Annotated in this window: 15 protein-coding genes; 12 read left to right on the forward strand and 3 right to left on the reverse strand. The window is 57.3% G+C overall.

Translation table 11 applies throughout. The features are described from left to right. The first annotated feature begins 118 nt into the window (after window positions 1-118). The 3 genes from mcbA to ybiJ all read left to right on the forward strand — a co-directional run bounded on the left by mcbA (window position 119) and on the right by ybiJ (window position 1,319). Complete coding sequence (gene mcbA, locus ACOTXI_RS02990; RefSeq protein ID WP_008501166.1) at window positions 119-385, forward strand: DUF1471 family periplasmic protein McbA; 267 nt, start codon at window positions 119-121, stop codon at window positions 383-385. A 121-nt stretch (window positions 386-506) separates the two neighbouring features. After that, window positions 507-773 carry a DksA/TraR family C4-type zinc finger protein gene (locus tag ACOTXI_RS02995; RefSeq protein WP_008501165.1) on the forward strand — a complete coding sequence of 89 codons (267 nt, stop codon included), beginning with the start codon at window positions 507-509 and terminating at the stop codon, window positions 771-773. Window positions 774-1,058: 285 nt separating this feature from the next. Next, entirely contained in the window at window positions 1,059-1,319 is a 261-nt protein-coding gene (ybiJ, locus tag ACOTXI_RS03000) for a DUF1471 family protein YbiJ (RefSeq protein ID WP_013097471.1), read from the forward strand. 118 nt (window positions 1,320-1,437) lie between these two features. Here ybiJ and ybiB read toward each other — a convergent pair whose 3' ends face one another. Then, window positions 1,438-2,400 carry a DNA-binding protein YbiB gene (gene ybiB / locus ACOTXI_RS03005; protein ID WP_008501163.1) on the reverse strand — a complete coding sequence of 321 codons (963 nt, stop codon included), beginning with the start codon at window positions 2,398-2,400 and terminating at the stop codon, window positions 1,438-1,440. A 256-nt stretch (window positions 2,401-2,656) separates the two neighbouring features. Here ybiB and ACOTXI_RS03010 point away from each other — a divergent pair, with 256 nt between their 5' ends. The 5 genes from ACOTXI_RS03010 to ACOTXI_RS03030 all read left to right on the forward strand — a co-directional run bounded on the left by ACOTXI_RS03010 (window position 2,657) and on the right by ACOTXI_RS03030 (window position 8,028). Beyond that, window positions 2,657-3,193, forward strand: coding sequence for a fimbrial protein (locus ACOTXI_RS03010; RefSeq protein ID WP_008501162.1), 537 nt, complete (start codon window positions 2,657-2,659; stop codon window positions 3,191-3,193). 69 nt (window positions 3,194-3,262) lie between these two features. After that, entirely contained in the window at window positions 3,263-3,937 is a 675-nt protein-coding gene (locus ACOTXI_RS03015; RefSeq protein ID WP_008501161.1) for a fimbrial biogenesis chaperone, read from the forward strand. A gap of 26 nt (window positions 3,938-3,963) precedes the next feature. After that, window positions 3,964-6,507, forward strand: coding sequence for a fimbria/pilus outer membrane usher protein (locus tag ACOTXI_RS03020; protein WP_421633864.1), 2,544 nt, complete (start codon window positions 3,964-3,966; stop codon window positions 6,505-6,507). Window positions 6,508-6,529: 22 nt separating this feature from the next. After that, on the forward strand, window positions 6,530-7,519 hold the full coding sequence (locus ACOTXI_RS03025) for a fimbrial protein (RefSeq protein ID WP_008501158.1): 990 nt from the start codon (window positions 6,530-6,532) through the stop codon (window positions 7,517-7,519). Between the two features lie 5 nt (window positions 7,520-7,524). Then, window positions 7,525-8,028, forward strand: a complete 504-nt coding sequence (locus tag ACOTXI_RS03030) for a fimbrial protein (protein WP_008501157.1) — start codon at window positions 7,525-7,527, stop codon at window positions 8,026-8,028. Here the strand turns inward: ACOTXI_RS03030 and dinG are convergent. Continuing rightward, a complete protein-coding gene (gene dinG / locus ACOTXI_RS03035) occupies window positions 8,015-10,192 on the reverse strand; it encodes an ATP-dependent DNA helicase DinG (RefSeq protein ID WP_008501156.1) in 2,178 nt (725 codons plus the stop codon). The genes ACOTXI_RS03030 and dinG overlap by 14 nt on opposite strands. Before the next feature lie 97 nt (window positions 10,193-10,289). Then, a complete protein-coding gene (rhlE, locus tag ACOTXI_RS03040; RefSeq protein WP_008501155.1) occupies window positions 10,290-11,669 on the reverse strand; it encodes an ATP-dependent RNA helicase RhlE in 1,380 nt (459 codons plus the stop codon). Window positions 11,670-11,874: 205 nt separating this feature from the next. Here rhlE and cecR point away from each other — a divergent pair, with 205 nt between their 5' ends. From cecR to ACOTXI_RS03060, 4 genes are read left to right on the forward strand one after another with little or no spacing between them, the layout of a single operon-like run. Then, window positions 11,875-12,552, forward strand: a complete 678-nt coding sequence (gene cecR, locus ACOTXI_RS03045; protein ID WP_008501154.1) for a transcriptional regulator CecR — start codon at window positions 11,875-11,877, stop codon at window positions 12,550-12,552. After that, entirely contained in the window at window positions 12,549-13,544 is a 996-nt protein-coding gene (hlyD, locus tag ACOTXI_RS03050) for a secretion protein HlyD (protein WP_008501153.1), read from the forward strand. The genes cecR and hlyD overlap by 4 nt, the downstream gene beginning before the upstream one ends. Further along, a complete protein-coding gene (locus tag ACOTXI_RS03055) occupies window positions 13,537-15,276 on the forward strand; it encodes an ATP-binding cassette domain-containing protein (protein WP_008501152.1) in 1,740 nt (579 codons plus the stop codon). Before hlyD ends, ACOTXI_RS03055 begins: the two co-directional genes overlap by 8 nt. Further along, a complete protein-coding gene (locus ACOTXI_RS03060; protein ID WP_008501151.1) occupies window positions 15,266-16,399 on the forward strand; it encodes an ABC transporter permease in 1,134 nt (377 codons plus the stop codon). Before ACOTXI_RS03055 ends, ACOTXI_RS03060 begins: the two co-directional genes overlap by 11 nt. Window positions 16,400-16,402: the final 3 nt, after the last annotated feature.

Below are 16,402 nucleotides of genomic sequence, written 5' to 3' on the forward strand. Positions count from 1 at the left end.
TCAATTTTTATCGTTCAAAAAATAAGCAGATCATCATCAAATATTTGCGCTAAGTCACACTCGTCAGGCTTCTAAACTTAAGGGGAATCACCTGTTGTTTCCTCATGAGGATGTGATTATGAAAAAGTACCTGACCCTTGTTGTTATCGCCTCCGCCCTGACGACCGCGTCATTTTCTGCGATGGCCGTTCAGTCGCTGACCCAGAGTACCGACACCAGCCAGCTTCAACCTGCAGGCACCGTCTCCGTAAGCCGCGCCAGTAACCTGGACGATCTGCAGAATAAACTGGCGGAAAAAGCCCGCCAGGAAGGTGCAAAAGGCTTCGTGGTGAATTCCGCTGGCGGAGATAACCATATGTACGGCACAGCGACCATCTATAAATAATCTGCCCCACCCCATGACTGCATCTGCCTGCCAGATGCAGTTTGCTCTCTTCCTCGCCTTGATTGTTCATTTTTTAACCCCACATTAAAAGCAGGGCATGACACCATTTCAGGAGGATGCTATGGCTTCCGGTTGGGCGAATGATGACGCCGTAAACGAACAGATCAACAGTACGATTGAAGATGCGGTTGCGCGCGCTCGCGGTGAAATCCCACGCGGCGAAAGCCTGAAGGAGTGCGAAGAGTGTGGAGAACCTATCCCGGAGGCGCGGCGAAAAGCCATGCCAGGGGTAAGGTTATGCATTACCTGTCAGCAGAATAAAGATTCAAAAAATGCTTCACATTCAGGTTATAATCGCAGAGGTTCGAAAGACAGCCAGTTACGTTGACTTTCCTTTACCTAAGTTAACCGCCGGGGCGCTTACCTTTACGCTCACGATTTTTAGCGAACCGCGTAGCAAAATGTGCCCTTCATTTTTGTTCTGTAAAGCGCATCCACAAGAAGTGTAAAGCGCCACTTTGAATTTATTAGTAATCAATAAGTTATTTGTCATTCAATTTTTTTGATTGACCACGTCAATTCTCTTCGATTTTATCTCTCAAGAAAAAACGTGATACTCATCACATCGACGGAACATCGTCCCCTTAACAGAAACACCTGCGAGAGATTACTTATGAAAACCATCAAATATGCTGTAGCTGCTGTTGCCCTGTCCGCTCTGTCTTTCGGCGCTTTCGCCGTAGAGCCAGTCTCTTCTGCTCAGGCACAGAACATGAACAAAGTCGGTGTGGTGAGTGCTGATGGCGCGACCACCCTGGACGGTCTGGAAGCCAAACTGGCTGAGAAAGCGGCTGCTGCCGGTGCAAGCGGATACACCATTACCTCCGCTAACGGCAATAACAAGCTGAGCGGTACCGCGGTTATCTACAAATAATCGCCTGAATGAATGCTGTCCCCTCGCCAAACCCTCTGGTGAGCTGCTCCAACCCTCATTGACCCTGTTGTTTGTTACCCTTGCTTGCCCGTCCGCCACTGGACGGGCTTTTTTTTGCCTAAAACGCCGCGTCCACGCGTTTGAGACCGGCCTCGACCGTATCAACTTCCCCGGTTGCCAGCAGGCAGCAGGCCATCTGCAGCTTAATGGACTGCGGCACAGGCACGTTTCCGGCGAGGCACTGTTCAATCCAGTGCGCGGTGGTGTGCGGGTCTTTCGCTTCAGGGAGAATGACGTCCGTATTCTCTTCCCCGCGCGCCAGAACAGCGCGCGTACCGGCAGAATCGATCAGCATCAGCTGAGGGCAGCGGAGTGGATTGGCATACACCTCACCTTCTGTACCGTGCATCAGCAGCGCCCTGCCGCCAATCTCCTCAAAAAATTTCCCGACACGCCCCACGTATTCCGGGTGCGATACGCTGGAAAGGCGCAATGCGGCATCTTCTGCAAACGGCGTCGCCAGCTTCGCCAGGGTGTGGGCGCTGTTGCGCACGCCCATCCGCCAGCGCATATCCAGCTGCTTTTCCAGCGGCGGGCACAGGGCTCCGACGGGGATGTAAACCGGCTGATGGCCATCCAGCTTCGCCTGCGCCTGTCCTGCATGACGCGTTGGCTCAATCCCCAACATGCCGAAAATGGTCTCCGTCAACACGCGGGTGGGATCTTCGCTGACCCCGTGAACCACCACCGGGAACCCCAGCTTATGCAATAAGATCGCCAGCAGCGGAGTGAGGTTTGCCTGCTTGCGCGCGCCGTTATAGCTCGGGATGACAATCGGCATCGGTTTTGCCACCGGCGGCGTCAGGCGCAGCGTTTGCGCCTGCATCGCCTCGTAAAAACCGCGCATCTCCGCTTCGCCTTCGCCTTTGATACGCAGCGCAATCAGGATGCCGCCCATCTCCAGGTCAGGTACCTCGCCATCGAGCATTCGGGTATACAGGGCGCGAGCAGTTTCATGGTCCAGATCGCGGGCGTGGTTTTTGCCCCTGCCTACCTCTTTGATAATCTTGCGATAATCCACGACATCTCTCCTGAAAATATCCTTCTGGTAACAATATAGCCCTGTTAAACGTTCGGACGTTAGTTTTTTTCTACATCATCAACGTTCTGTTTTTAAGGATAAAAAAGAAACTCAAGCATTATTTCAATTATTTGTGATTCCTGCAGAAGATTCTTAATGCACCATTATTTGTTTAAATAACCAGCGGAAAGTCATTAAGGGTCAACGGTGAAAACGTCCAGGCAACGCTCTCACCAGAAACATATCAGGATTTGTTATGAACAAGGTTGCTTTAGGTTTAATCATCGCCGCAGCGGTGGGATGTTCTGCATCCACGTTTGCGGCAACAAACGGTGAAGGTCAGATCAATTTCACCGGTGAAATTATCGATTCTGCTTGTCAGGTCGTGAATGGATTAAGTAATCCATTAAATGTTCAGCTGGGAAAAGTGTCTAAAACGGTATTTACCGGCGCTGGCTCTACCAGCACATTAACGAAGTTTGATATTCAGTTAACGAATTGTCCTGACACGGTCACCTCCGCAGCCATTAATTTCGGCGGTACGCCAGATGCGAATAACAACGCTACGCTGGCCTTAACGCCAGATAGCGATGCGGCGACCGGTGTGGCAATTCAGTTGGTTGATGCCTTAGAGCAGCCTGTCAGCCTGTATACGCCATCGCAGCAGTATCAATTAACCTCCGGTACGGCGGTTAACGATCTGGAATTTGGTGCCCGTTATATCCAAACCGGCGCTGCGATCACCGCAGGCCCTGCTAACTCTGTATCGACCTTCACCGTTATTTATAACTGATCTTATCAATCCTGAGATATTAATGCTTTTGCGGGCATTAATATCTCATCTATTTATTGAGAAATCTGTATGCGCCACGGTTATTTACTGAGCACGCTTTTACTGGTAGCCGCCACTGCACATGCGGGCGTCATTATTAATGGCACCCGTCTGGTCTACCAGGGAGATAAAAAGGAATCATCTCTTGGTCTTTCAAATCCAGATGCGACGGATTATCTGGTGCAGTCCTGGGTTGATTCCGGCGGTAAAAACCTGGCCAAAGCCCCGTTCCTCATCACCCCGCCGCTTTTCCGTCTGGATGCCAAAGAAGATAACGTTCTGCGCGTGGTACGCACGGGCGGAAATTTGCCTGAAGACAGGGAATCCCTGTACTGGTTGAATATTAAAGCGATCCCTTCCTCAAAGCAGGTGGAAGGCGTGAATACGCTGCAAATTGCGATTAATACCCGTATTAAATTGCTGTATCGCCCGTCTGCGGTAAAAGGCAGACCAGAAGACGTGGCCGATAAGCTTGAATGGCGTCGCGAAGGTAACGAGCTGGTGGTGAATAACCCCACGCCGTTTTATATGAATTTCCAGGCGGTCACCCTGAATGGTCAGAAAGTGACGAAAGCGACCTGGGCCGTTCCAAAAACAGAAACGCATTTTGCCATACCGGGTAATGTCAGAGGCTCGAACGTGACGTATTCCATTATTACTGATTACGGCAGCATCAGCCATACCTGGTCGAAATCCGTTCATTAATACTTTTCCCCGGTAATAAAATAATCATGTACAGCCATAAAAAGCCGTTCATCTGCCGATTTTCGTCATTGCTGGTCATTCTTTTTGGCCTGGCGATGGCGATCTTTGCGCATCAGGTTATGGCTGATGATTATTTTAACCCTGCCCTGCTGGATATTGATAATCCCCAGCAGGGAAAAACCGATTTATCCGTCTATGAAAAAGGCCCAGGCCAGGCGCCGGGTAAATATCAGGTTACGGTGTTTATCAATAATAATAAAATTGATACCCGCGATGTCACCTTTACGCTGCAGAAAGACGATCACGGCAACAGCACGCTGCAACCTTGCTTTACCGTGGACGATTTAAAAAGCCTCGGGATCAAGACCCAAAAATATCCGCAGCTGAAAGCCAAAGGCCAGTGCGCCGATTTACACGCCATCCCTGCGGCATCCGCGACCTTCCGCGTTCGCAACCAGCAACTGCTGCTGAGCATTCCCCAGTCGGCGCTCGGTCAGGTGCCTCGCGGCTACATTGACCCAAAAGAGTTTGACGAAGGAATTAACGCGGGCCTGCTTAACTACAGTGCAAATGCCAGCCAAAGCCATGCGCGCCAGCCGGGTGAACAGGATAACAGCAGCCAGTACGTTAACCTGCGTCCGGGTTTGAACATTGGCGCATGGCGCATTCGCAACTATTCCACCTGGAATCGCAGCACCACGGGTAACGAGGAGGACCAAAAATTCACCTCCGTATATACCTACGCGCAACGCGATATTGTGGCGATGAAAAGCGACCTCACCGTCGGCCAGAGTTCCTCGCCTTCCGACGTTTTTGACAGCGTACCCTACACCGGCGTGGAGCTGAAATCCGATAACGACATGCTGCCGGACAGTGAAAAAGGCTACGCCCCCATTATTCGCGGCACCGCCCACAGTAACGCGCAGGTGGTGGTACGCCAGAACGGTTACATCATTTATCAGAACACGGTCGCCCCCGGCGCGTTCGAAATTAACGATCTCTACCCCACCGGCAGCAGCGGCGATCTTCAGGTCACCGTGAAAGAGACCGATGGCAGCGAAAGCCATTTCGTCGTGCCGTTTGCCTCCGTGCCGGTATTGCAGCGTGAAAAAAATCTGCGCTACAGCGTGACTGCCGGACGCTACCGTTCTTATGACAACGACGTCGAGAAGACCCCGTTTGCCCAGGGCAGCGCCATCTACGGTTTACCCTACGGTTTCACCGCCTACGGTGGCGTGCAGCAGAGCAGCCATTACCAGTCTCAGGCGGCTGGCGTCGGGAAAAACATGGGCGATTTAGGCGCCTTTTCCATTGACGTGACCCGCGCGAAGGCCCTGTTGAAAAAACAGCAGGCCAGCAAAGGCCAGTCGTGGCGCGTGCGCTATAGCAAAGACATCGCCCGGTCAGGCACCAACTTCTCGCTGGCCGGCTATCGCTATAACAGCAAAGGGTTTTACACCCTTGAAGACACCATGGAGTCATATACCCGCTCCGACGACTGGTCTGCACCGCAGCAGCGCCGCGCCCGAACCGAAGCCACCATCGACCAGACGCTGGCGGAAGGCTGGGGATCCGTCACCCTGAGCATGGTGAAAGAGACGTACTGGAGTCAGAGCCAGAACATGACCTCGATGAGCGTCAGCTACAACAATAGCTGGCACGGGGTGAGCTACAGCCTCAGCTACAGCATGAACAAAAACACCCAGGACAGCGATGAAGACGGTAACGAGGTGACAAACGACAACCAGTTCTCGCTGAGCGTCTCGGTGCCGCTGGACCGCTGGATGCATAACACCTGGGCCACCTACAACCTGAACAACACCAAAGACGGCACGACGCAGAACATCGGCCTGAACGGCACGGCGCTGAAAGAGGACAACCTGAACTGGAACATCCAGGAAGGGCTGAGCAGCACCGGCAGCGGTAACTCCACCAGCATCAACGCCGATTATAAAGCGACCTATGGCGAAGTGAGCGCAGGCGTCAGTCAGGATAAATATCAGCAGACCGTGAACGTCGGTTTGCAGGGCGGCGTGGTTGCCCATGCGAACGGAATAACCCTGAGCCAGCCGCTCGGTGACACCATCGCGCTGGTGAAAGCGCCGGGCACGCACGGAACCCATATCACGAACCAGACGGGCGTCGAGACCGACTTCCGCGGCTACACCGTCGTGCCTTTTGTTACCGCGTATCGCCACAACACCATCGCGCTGGATACCGAAACGCTACCGGACAACGCCGACGTCACCCACGCGGCGCAGATCGTGACGCCAACCCGCGGGGCCGTGGTGCGCGCCAGCTTTAACACCCGCGTGGGTAACCGCGTCCTGATGACGCTTACGCAAAAGGGTAAACCGCTGCCCTTCGGCGCAACGGTCACCACCGAGGATAAGGACAGCGAATTTATTGTCGGGAATGACGGCCAGACCTACCTCTCTGGTCTGCCGCAGCAAGGGCATCTCTACGTTTCCTGGGGACAGGGGGCGAACGAGCACTGCGTCGCTGACTATGCGCTAACGGATGAGAAAGAGAAAACCAGCATCATTAACGCTGCCGCGCAGTGTCACTGATCCACCGTTCAGGCTAACGATTATGCAAATGATTAAACAGTGCTTTTTCTTACTGGTTCTGGGAACCGCCGCGTTATTTATGCCGCATGCGAAGGCGACCTGTACTACGCCAGACCTGCCGAAAATGATCAACGTGGCCTCTATCTCCGTTCCCACGACGCTGGCCGTTGGCGAAACGATCCCGGGTACAGAGCAAATCGCCCATATCGCCGGTAATTGTGACAATGCGGAAGATAAGGGGCTGGAAATTGTCTCTTGTTACTACGGCACAGGGTCTGAGATTCCAGGCCTGAAAGGTGTTTACGATTCCGGAGTCCCTGGGATCGGTGTGGCCCTGATGAACGATCAGGGGCAGCGCATCAGCGGAGCCGGAGGCGTTAACTGCATTTCCACAGGAACGCCGTTGGGTTATGTTTCCAGCGATGGCAAACAGACCTTTAATTTCGACGTTACGCTGGAGTTGGTCAAAACCAGCGATACCGTAGCGTCAGGCACGCTGAATCAAAGTCAGACCCGTTTTGGGATCGGGGTTTATCACCACGAAGGGCTGGGCGATCCCAACACCATCTCCTATGCTGGCAACGTTATTCTGAAAGAGGTCACCTGCTCCGTCCTGCCGAAAAACCTGACGGTCAATCTGGGGGATTTCCCGGTCAGCGATTTTATCAGCGTGGGGATGCTCTCTTCCCCGGCACGAAACTTTGACGTCACGGTGAACTGCAACAGCACCGTACAGCCTGAAGTGAAAATTACCAGCTCAAACGGCTATGAAACGGCCTTCGAAGGGGTGCTGAAACTCACGCAGCAGACTGGCGCCGCGACGGGCGTCGGTGTCCGAATGCTGTTCGACGACAATATCGCCACCTTTGATACCTACGTTAACACCCGAAGCGAAGCCATTGCCAACGAAACGCTGACCATACCGTTTGAGGTGCGCTACGAGCAGGTCAGCGACGTGGTCACTCCCGGTCCGGCCAACACCGTTGCCACCATCACGCTTGCTTATAAGTAACTGACATGAAGAAGATAATTGCGTTTCTGGCGCTGGGGCTGATCGCCCAGGCACACGCCGAGGATATTCAGATCCAGATGACGGGCAACATTTACGCCAATACCTGCATCATCGACAGCGCCAGCCGGAACCTGACGGTGGATTTAGGTCAGGCGGCATCCGGTGATTTTAAAGACGTGGGCGATACCGGCGAGTGGAAAGACTTTTCCCTGTCAGTATCCCACTGCCCGCCAAGCCTCGCGCTTGCCACCGCCTACTTCTATGGCCAGGCGGACAGCACGCACCCCACTAAATTCGCCAATATCGGCAGCGCAAAGGGGCTGGCGCTGGAGCTGGCAGACCGGCAGGACAATATTCTCATCGCTCCGCAGGCGAGCTTTAACGCGGTGATTAATCAAAACGATCACACGGCCACCTTCCCACTCGCCGCACGCTACTACGCCACCTCCATGCCGGTGAGCGCGGGGACGTTCAGCAGCGTGGTGCAGGTGACCTTCACTTACCAGTAGGACCGCGCCCCTTAGCACGGATGCTTTTCCTGCGCCCGGCGGTCAGTGTTGCCGGGCGTTTTTTTACCTCGGGGACCTCTGGCTGTTCAATCGGAAAGATCGGCAGCGCGTTTAACAACCGTTGGCCGTAATTTTTAGTGAGCAGACGCTTGTCATAAATCACCACCTCCCCCCAGCAGCCGTGGCTACGGATCAGACGCCCGACCTGCTGAATAAGATTAAACGACGCCGCAGGTAAACTCTGCACCTCAAACGGATAACGGTTGAGGCTCTTCAGCCACTCGCCCTCGGTGATAACGACCGGGCTGTCGATGGGCGGGAAAGCAATTTTATGAATATGCACCTGCGTCAGGTAATCGCCCTTCAAATCCAGACCTTCCGCGAAGGACTGCAATCCTACCAGCACGCTGCGCTCGCCGTTATCGATGCGCTTGCGATGGGTTTCCACCAGCCGGTAACGGGGCTGGTCGCCCTGGACCAGCAGAAGCAGGCGCAGGTCGGTCACATGTTCCAGAAAACGCTGCATCGCCCGTCCGCTGGCAAACAGCACCAGCATGCCGGGGTACTTTCTGCTCTCAACCTGTTCGCGGAAGTAGGCCGCCATCTCCGCAATGTGCTGCTCTTCGTTGTCAATAAGCGGCTCATACTTCATGCGCGGGATCACCAGCTTCCCCTGCTCGCAGTGGTTAAACGGCGAATCCAGCGCGACAAAACGATCGCCCGCTTTCTCTTTCAGGCCGCTCATCTCCTGCAGCCGCGAGAAGCTGTTCAGGGAGCGCAGCGTGGCGGAGGTCACGACCACGTGCGGCACGCTGCGCCAGATGAGCTTTTCCAGCTGATCGGCCACACGGATGCCCACGCAGTGGAAAAACAGGTGGACCTGGCCGTCGCGCATTTCACGGGTGGCCCATTTGGTGACCGGCGCGCCCGACGCCTGCGCCATCGAGGCCAGCCGCCAGAGCTTGCTCTGGGCTTCGAACATGCCGAGCGCACGGTTCATTTGCAGCAGAATGCGGTGCAGGCGAACAACGTCATGGGTGCCGGTTTTCTCGCTGAGATCGTTTAAGAACATCTCCGCCAGCCCGCGCAGCTTTTCCAGATGCTTCGCCAGCTGCTGGCAAATCTCCATCACCTCCTCCGGCAGTTCGCCCATCGCAAAGCGGTGTTCCGCCTCCTGGGTTGCGGGAAGATAAAGATTCAGGATGTTGTTCAGCGACGAGATAAGGCTGTAAACCTCTTCGCAGTGGTCGCTCAGACGCTCCGGCACCGCCAGCGGCGGCGTGGTTTTCGGCCGGAACTGCTCCATGCAGGTGGCGACAAGCTTGCAGAAGAGATCCAGCTGCAGGCGGAACCAGGGGGCGGTAATTTCTGCGCTCATCTCCAGCGCGTCGCGCGCCACGTCGGGCAGATGGTGGCCTTCGTCGAGCACCAGCAGCAGGTTTTTCGGCTCAGGCAGCACCGCTTCACTCTCCAGCGCCGCCATCACCAGGGCGTGGTTAGCCACCACCACTTCGGCTTCCTGAATTTCACGCCGGGCGACGAAGAACGGGCATTCGCGATAATAGTGACAGTTGCGGTTCAGACAGCTGGCTTTGTCCGTGCTGAGCCTGCGCCACAAATCGTCGCTGATGGCTTTATCGGTGTGATCGCGCAGGCCATCCCATTTATAGCCATCGAGATCGCCTTTCAGCGTTGCGCAGAGCTCCTGCTCGGCTTTGTTGTTTGGCGTGAGATCGTCGTCGAGGAACGCCAGCAGATCCTGTTGCGACGCCTCGCTGCTGGCAAGCCCTGCCAGGTTACGCGGGCAGACGTAGCGCCCGCGACCAAAGGCGGCCGTAAACCGCAGGTCGGGGATGATTTTGCGCAGCAGGGGCAAATCTTTGCTGAAGATCTGGTCCTGCAAGGCCACGTTGGCAGTGCTGACCACCAGCGTTTTGTCTTCCTCCCGCGCGATGGCGATGCCGGGAATGAGATACGACAGGGTTTTCCCGACGCCGGTCGGGGCTTCAATCGCCAGATGTCGCCCGTCGTCCCCGGCGAGCGTTTTTGCCACGTCGGCAATCATCTGCCGCTGCGGCGCTCGGGGGATAAAATCGGGGATCTGCTGCTGTAGCGCCTTATACCAGGCGCCTATTTGCGCTTTCAGCGCCGCGGTTAAAGCCATTGGAAAACCTGAAATACTGTATAAACAGCCACTATTGTGGCACTTTCTCTTCGCTGCCGCAAAAAGAAAAGCCCGGCTTTACGACCGGGCTTCCAGATTACTGCGGGTTAGCAGGCTTGCGCGGGCGGCGTCGGCGCTGCCCTTCCCCTGCCGGCTTGCCTTCGCCGCTGCGCCACGGATTGTCACCGGCCGGTTTGCTGTCGTTGCCACGACGCGGCGGTTTGCCCGCTGTCTTCGGCGCGCCACCTTCGGCACGACGCGGCTGCTGGCCGCGACCACCGCCGCCCTGACCGCGACCGCCCTGGCGACCGTTCTGAATCGGCTCGGCTTTGATCGACGGATCCACTTCATAACCCGGGGTTTCGATGCGCGGGATCTCTTTCTTCAGCAGGCGTTCGATGTCGCGCAGGAGCTTGTGCTCGTCCACGCACACCAGAGAGAGCGCTTCACCGGTGGCCGCCGCACGACCGGTACGGCCGATACGGTGCACGTAGTCTTCCGGCACGTTTGGCAGCTCGTAGTTCACCACGTGCGGCAGCTCTTCAATGTCGAGGCCACGGGCGGCGATGTCGGTCGCCACCAGCACGCGGATGTCGCCAGACTTGAAGTCCGCCAGCGCACGGGTACGCGCCCCCTGGCTCTTGTTGCCGTGGATCGCCGCACTGCGGATGCCGTCTTTGTTCAGCTGTTCCGCCAGGTGGTTCGCGCCGTGCTTGGTGCGGGTAAAGACCAGCACCTGCTGCCAGTTACCCTGGCCGATCATCTGGGAGAGCAGTTCGCGCTTGCGCTTTTTATCCACAAAGTGAACGTGCTGCGTCACCTGCTCAGAGGCGGTGTTGCGGCGCGCCACTTCCACTTCCAGCGGGTTATGCAGCAGCTTTTCCGCCAGCGCCTTGATCTCGTCGGAGAAGGTCGCGGAGAAGAGCAGGTTCTGACGACGCGGCGGCAGCTTGGCCAGCACGCGGCGAATGTCGTGAATAAAGCCCATGTCGAGCATGCGGTCGGCTTCGTCCAGTACCAGAATTTCGATGTTATCCAGCTTCACCGCGTTCTGGTGTTCCAGATCCAGCAGACGGCCCGGCGTTGCCACCAGCACGTCCACGCCGCCGCGCAGCTTCATCATCTGCGGGTTGATGCTGACCCCGCCGAACACCACCAGCGAGCGAATGTTGAGATAGCGGCTGTAGTCACGCACGTTCTCGCCAATCTGCGCGGCCAGCTCGCGGGTTGGGGTGAGGATCAGCGCACGAACCGGACGACGGCCTTTGGCGTGCGGCTGATTTTTTACCAGCAGTTCTAACAGCGGCAGCGTAAAGCCCGCGGTTTTACCGGTGCCGGTCTGGGCGCTGGCCATCAGGTCACGGCCCTGAAGAACGGCAGGAATAGCCTGTTGCTGGATTGGGGTTGGCTCAACGTAGCCCTGCTCTGCGATCGCGCGCAGAATTTCCGGGTTCAGGCCAAGGGAATCAAAAGACATAAAAACTCCGAACCGCCCCGACCATCACAGGTGTAGTTTTCAGGGAGATATAACAATTGAGAGGACAAAAACCACAATGTCGCGAAGGGGCGGAGTGTAGCAGCTTTTGTGACGTGGCGCATAAAATATCCCTCCGCGTTCCCTCGACGGGGATGCAAATCAAGCATAATCTTAATCAATCGATTGATTAATTTTTAATGCCGCCATGAATACAACACCCACAACAACCAAAGGTGAACAGGCCAAAAACCAGCTTATTGCCGCCGCGCTGGCGCAGTTTGGCGAGTACGGGCTGCACGCGACCACCCGGGATATCGCGGCGCTGGCGGGGCAGAACATTGCGGCGATTACCTACTATTTTGGCTCAAAAGAGGATTTATATCTCGCCTGCGCCGAGTGGATTGCCGATTTTATCGGCACGCAGTTTCACCCGCACGTCGAGGAGGCCACCGCGCTGCTCGGCCAGCCGTCGCCCGATCGCGAGGCCATCCGCCAGCTGATCCTGAGTGCCTGCCACAACATGATCCGCGTGCTGACGCACGACGATACGCTCAACCTGAGCAAGTTTATCTCCCGCGAGCAGCTCTCCCCCACTGCCGCCTACCAGCGGGTACACGATCGGGTCATTGCCCCGATGCATACCCACCTGACCCGGCTGATCGCCGCCTATACCGGGCGGGATGCCAACGATACCGCGACAATTTTGCATACCCACGCCCTGCTGGGTGAAATCCTTGCCTTCCGTCTGGGCCGGGAAACCATCCTGTTACGCACCGGCTGGACACAATTTGATGAGGATAAAGCCGCGCAGATCGGTGAGGTGATCGCCTGTCATCTCGATCTGATCCTGCAAGGCTTAACGCAAAGGAGCCTGAAGTCATGAAAAAACCTGTCGCCATCATTCTGGTGGTCGTTGTGTTGCTTGCCGCGGGCGTCGGTGGATGGCTGTGGTACCAGAGCCATCAGGATAAAGGCCTGACGCTGTACGGTAACGTGGATATTCGCACGGTGAACATGAGCTTCCGCGTGGGCGGACGTCTCGCCTCGCTGAACGTGGACGAAGGCGATGCCATTAAAAGCGGGCAGACGCTGGGGATGCTGGACAAAGCGCCCTATGAGAACGCGCTGCTGCAGGCCAAAGCGGGCGTCTCCGTTGCGCAGGCGCAGTATGACCTGATGCTGGCCGGCTATCGCGACGAAGAGATCGCCCAGGCCGCTGCCGCCGTCAAACAGGCGCAGGCGGCCTATGACTACGCGCAGAACTTCTACGCTCGTCAGCAGGGGCTCTGGAAAAGCCGCACCATTTCCGCGAATGACCTGGAAAATGCGCGCTCCTCCCGCGACCAGGCGCAGGCAACCCTGAAGTCCGCGCAGGATAAATTAAGCCAGTACCACACCGGTAACCGCCCGCAGGATATCGCCCAGGCGAAAGCCAGCCTTGAACAGGCGCAGGCCCAGCTGGCGCAGGCAGAGCTGGATCTGCACGACACCACGCTCATCGCACCGTCTGACGGCACGCTGATGACCCGCGCCGTCGAGCCGGGCAGCATGCTCAGCGCCGGAAGCACCGTTTTAACCCTGTCGCTCACCCGTCCGGTGTGGGTGCGCGCCTACATTGATGAGCCCAATCTCGGCCAGATGCAGCCGGGCCGCGAGCTGCTGCTCTATACCGACGGTCGCCCGGACAAGCCGTATCACGGCAAGGTGGGCTTTGTCTCCCCTACCGCCGAATTCACGCCGAAAACGGTTGAAACGCCGGACCTGCGTACCGACCTGGTGTATCGCCTGCGCATCATCGTGACCGATGCGGACGACGCCCTGCGCCAGGGCATGCCCGTCACCGTAAAAGTGAACAGCGGGGAACGACATGAATGACGCGGTTATTCAGCTCAACAGTCTGGTTAAACGCTTTAAGGGGATGGATAAGCCTGCGGTCGCGCCGCTGAACTGCACCATCCGGAAAGGCTACGTGACCGGGCTGGTCGGTCCGGACGGCGCGGGGAAAACCACGCTGATGCGGATGCTGGCGGGGTTGCTGAAGCCGGATGAAGGATCGGCCCGCGTGCTGGGCCTGGATCCGATAAAAGACGACGGCCCGCTCCACGCCATGCTCGGCTATATGCCGCAGAAGTTTGGCCTGTATGAAGACCTGACGGTGATGGAAAACCTGAACCTGTACGCCGACCTGCGCAGCGTCACCGGAGAAACCCGGGAGAAAACCTTCGCCCGCCTGCTGGAATTTACCTCGCTCGGCCCGTTCACCGACCGGCTGGCGGGCAAGCTCTCCGGCGGGATGAAGCAGAAGCTGGGGCTGGCCTGCACGCTGGTGGGCGAGCCGAAGGTGCTGCTGCTGGACGAGCCCGGCGTCGGCGTCGACCCGATATCGCGACGAGAACTGTGGCAGATGGTGCACGAGCTGGCGGGCGACGGGATGCTAATCCTCTGGAGCACCTCCTACCTCGACGAAGCGGAGCAGTGCCGGGACGTGCTGCTGATGAACGAAGGCGAGCTGCTCTATCAGGGCGAGCCGACGACGCTGACGCAGAGCATGGCCGGGCGCAGCTTCCTGCTGCACAGCCCGCAGGCGTCCAACCGCTCGCTGCTGCAGCGGGTGCTCAGGCTGCCGCAGGTCAGCGACGGGATGATTCAGGGCCGCTCGGTGCGGGTCATCCTCAAAAAAGAGGCCACCGTCGACGATATTCGCCGGGCGCCTGGGATGCCGACGATTGAGATAGAAGAGACGGCGCCGCGTTTTGAAGATGCGTTCATCGACCTGCTGGGCGGCGCGGGGACCTCCGAGTCGCCGCTTGGGGCGATCCTGCACACGGTGGAAGGTACGCCAGGCGAAACGGTGATCGAAGCCAAATCCCTCACCAAAAAGTTCGGGGATTTCGCCGCCACTGACAACGTGAATTTTGCCGTGAAGCGCGGCGAGATTTTTGGCCTGCTCGGACCAAACGGCGCGGGAAAATCCACCACCTTTAAGATGATGTGCGGCCTGCTGGTGCCGACGTCCGGCAAAGCGCTGGTGCTGGATATGGATCTCAAAGTCAGCTCCGGCAAGGCGCGCCAGCACCTGGGTTATATGGCGCAGAAGTTCTCGCTGTACGGCAACCTGACGGTCGAGCAGAATCTGCGCTTTTTCTCCGGCGTGTACGGCCTGCGCGGACGGGCGCAGAACGAGAAAATCCGCCGCATGAGCGACGCCTTCGGGTTAACGACGATTGCTTCCCACGCCACCGACGAACTGCCGCTCGGCTTTAAGCAGCGGCTGGCGCTGGCCTGCTCGCTGATGCACGAGCCGGATATTCTGTTTCTGGACGAGCCGACCTCCGGCGTTGATCCCCTCACCCGCCGCGAGTTCTGGCTGCATATCAACAGCATGGTGGAAAAAGGGGTAACCGTGATGGTGACCACCCACTTCATGGACGAGGCGGAGTACTGCGACCGCATCGGGCTGGTGTATCGCGGCAAGCTGATTGCCCACGGCACGCCGGACGACCTGAAAAACCAGGCCGCCGACGACGCGGTGCCGGACCCGACCATGGAGCAGGCGTTTATCACCCTCATCCACGACTGGGATAAGGAGAATGCCCATGCGCAGTAACGCCATTTCCTGGCGCCGGGTGCGCGCCCTGTGCGTAAAAGAGACGCGGCAGATCGTGCGCGATCCCAGCAGCTGGCTGATTGCGGTGGTGATCCCCCTGCTGCTGCTGTTTATCTTTGGTTACGGCATTAACCTGGACTCCAGCAAGCTGCGGGTCGGGATTTTACTCGAACAGCAGAGCGAAGAGGCGCTGGACTTTACCCACGCCATGACCGGTTCGCCCTACATTGATGCCACCATCAGCGACAACCGCCAGGAGCTGATCCAGAAGATGCAGGCCGGGAAGATTCGCGGTCTTATCGTCATTCCTGTGGATTTTGCCGCCAACATGGCGCGGGCAAATACCGATGCGCCGATCCAGGTCATCACCGACGGCAGCGAGCCGAACACCGCGAACTTCGTGCAGGGCTACGCGGAGGGGATCTGGCAACTCTGGCAGATGCAGCGCGCGGAAGACCGGGGCGAGACGTTTGAACCGCTTATCGACGTGCAGACGCGCTACTGGTTTAACCCCGCCGCCATCAGCCAGCACTTTATTATTCCGGGCGCGGTGACGATTATTATGACGGTGATCGGCGCGATTCTGACCTCGCTGGTTATCGCCCGCGAGTGGGAGCGCGGCACCATGGAGGCGCTGCTTTCCACCGAAGTGACGCGCGTCGAGCTGCTGCTGTGCAAGCTTATTCCCTACTACTTCCTCGGCATGCTGGCGATGCTGCTCTGCATGCTGGTGTCCGTCTTTATCCTCGGCGTGCCGTACCGCGGCTCGCTGGTGGTGCTGTTCTTTATCACCAGCCTGTTTTTACTCAGCACGCTGGGGATGGGGCTGCTCATCTCCACCATCACCCGCAACCAGTTTAACGCCGCGCAGGTGGCGCTGAACGCCGCTTTCCTGCCGTCGATTATGCTGTCCGGGTTTATCTTCCAGATAGACAGCATGCCTGCCGTCATCCGCGCCGTGACCTACATTATCCCGGCGCGCTACTTCGTGAGCACGCTGCAAAGCCTGTTCCTGGCGGGGAATATTCCGGTAGTGCTGATTATCAACACGCTGTTTTTAATGGCGTCGGCGGTGATGTTTATCGGGTTGACGTGGATGAAAACCAAACGGCGGTTAGATTAAGGA

It is taken from the genome of Enterobacter cloacae complex sp. BZL2005 (assembly GCF_049238885.1).
In the GTDB taxonomy this organism is placed as follows: Bacteria; Pseudomonadota; Gammaproteobacteria; order Enterobacterales; family Enterobacteriaceae; genus Enterobacter; species Enterobacter roggenkampii.

Bases quoted from the DNA above. Each gene is read 5' to 3' on its own strand.
- ACOTXI_RS02995 (WP_008501165.1), top strand. From the start codon at position 507: ATGGCTTCCGGTTGGGCGAATGATGACGCCGTAAACGAACAGATCAAC.
- ACOTXI_RS03015 (WP_008501161.1), top strand. From the start codon at position 3,263: ATGCGCCACGGTTATTTACTGAGCACGCTTTTACTGGTAGCCGCCACT.
- mcbA (WP_008501166.1), top strand. From the start codon at position 119: ATGAAAAAGTACCTGACCCTTGTTGTTATCGCCTCCGCCCTGACGACC.
- ACOTXI_RS03060 (WP_008501151.1), top strand. From the start codon at position 15,266: ATGCGCAGTAACGCCATTTCCTGGCGCCGGGTGCGCGCCCTGTGCGTA.
- ACOTXI_RS03025 (WP_008501158.1), top strand. From the start codon at position 6,530: ATGCAAATGATTAAACAGTGCTTTTTCTTACTGGTTCTGGGAACCGCC.
- ACOTXI_RS03030 (WP_008501157.1), top strand. From the start codon at position 7,525: ATGAAGAAGATAATTGCGTTTCTGGCGCTGGGGCTGATCGCCCAGGCA.
- dinG (WP_008501156.1), bottom strand. From the start codon at position 10,192: ATGGCTTTAACCGCGGCGCTGAAAGCGCAAATAGGCGCCTGGTATAAG.
- ACOTXI_RS03010 (WP_008501162.1), top strand. From the start codon at position 2,657: ATGAACAAGGTTGCTTTAGGTTTAATCATCGCCGCAGCGGTGGGATGT.
- ybiJ (WP_013097471.1), top strand. From the start codon at position 1,059: ATGAAAACCATCAAATATGCTGTAGCTGCTGTTGCCCTGTCCGCTCTG.
- cecR (WP_008501154.1), top strand. From the start codon at position 11,875: ATGAATACAACACCCACAACAACCAAAGGTGAACAGGCCAAAAACCAG.
- hlyD (WP_008501153.1), top strand. From the start codon at position 12,549: ATGAAAAAACCTGTCGCCATCATTCTGGTGGTCGTTGTGTTGCTTGCC.
- rhlE (WP_008501155.1), bottom strand. From the start codon at position 11,669: ATGTCTTTTGATTCCCTTGGCCTGAACCCGGAAATTCTGCGCGCGATC.
- ACOTXI_RS03055 (WP_008501152.1), top strand. From the start codon at position 13,537: ATGAATGACGCGGTTATTCAGCTCAACAGTCTGGTTAAACGCTTTAAG.
- ACOTXI_RS03020 (WP_421633864.1), top strand. From the start codon at position 3,964: ATGTACAGCCATAAAAAGCCGTTCATCTGCCGATTTTCGTCATTGCTG.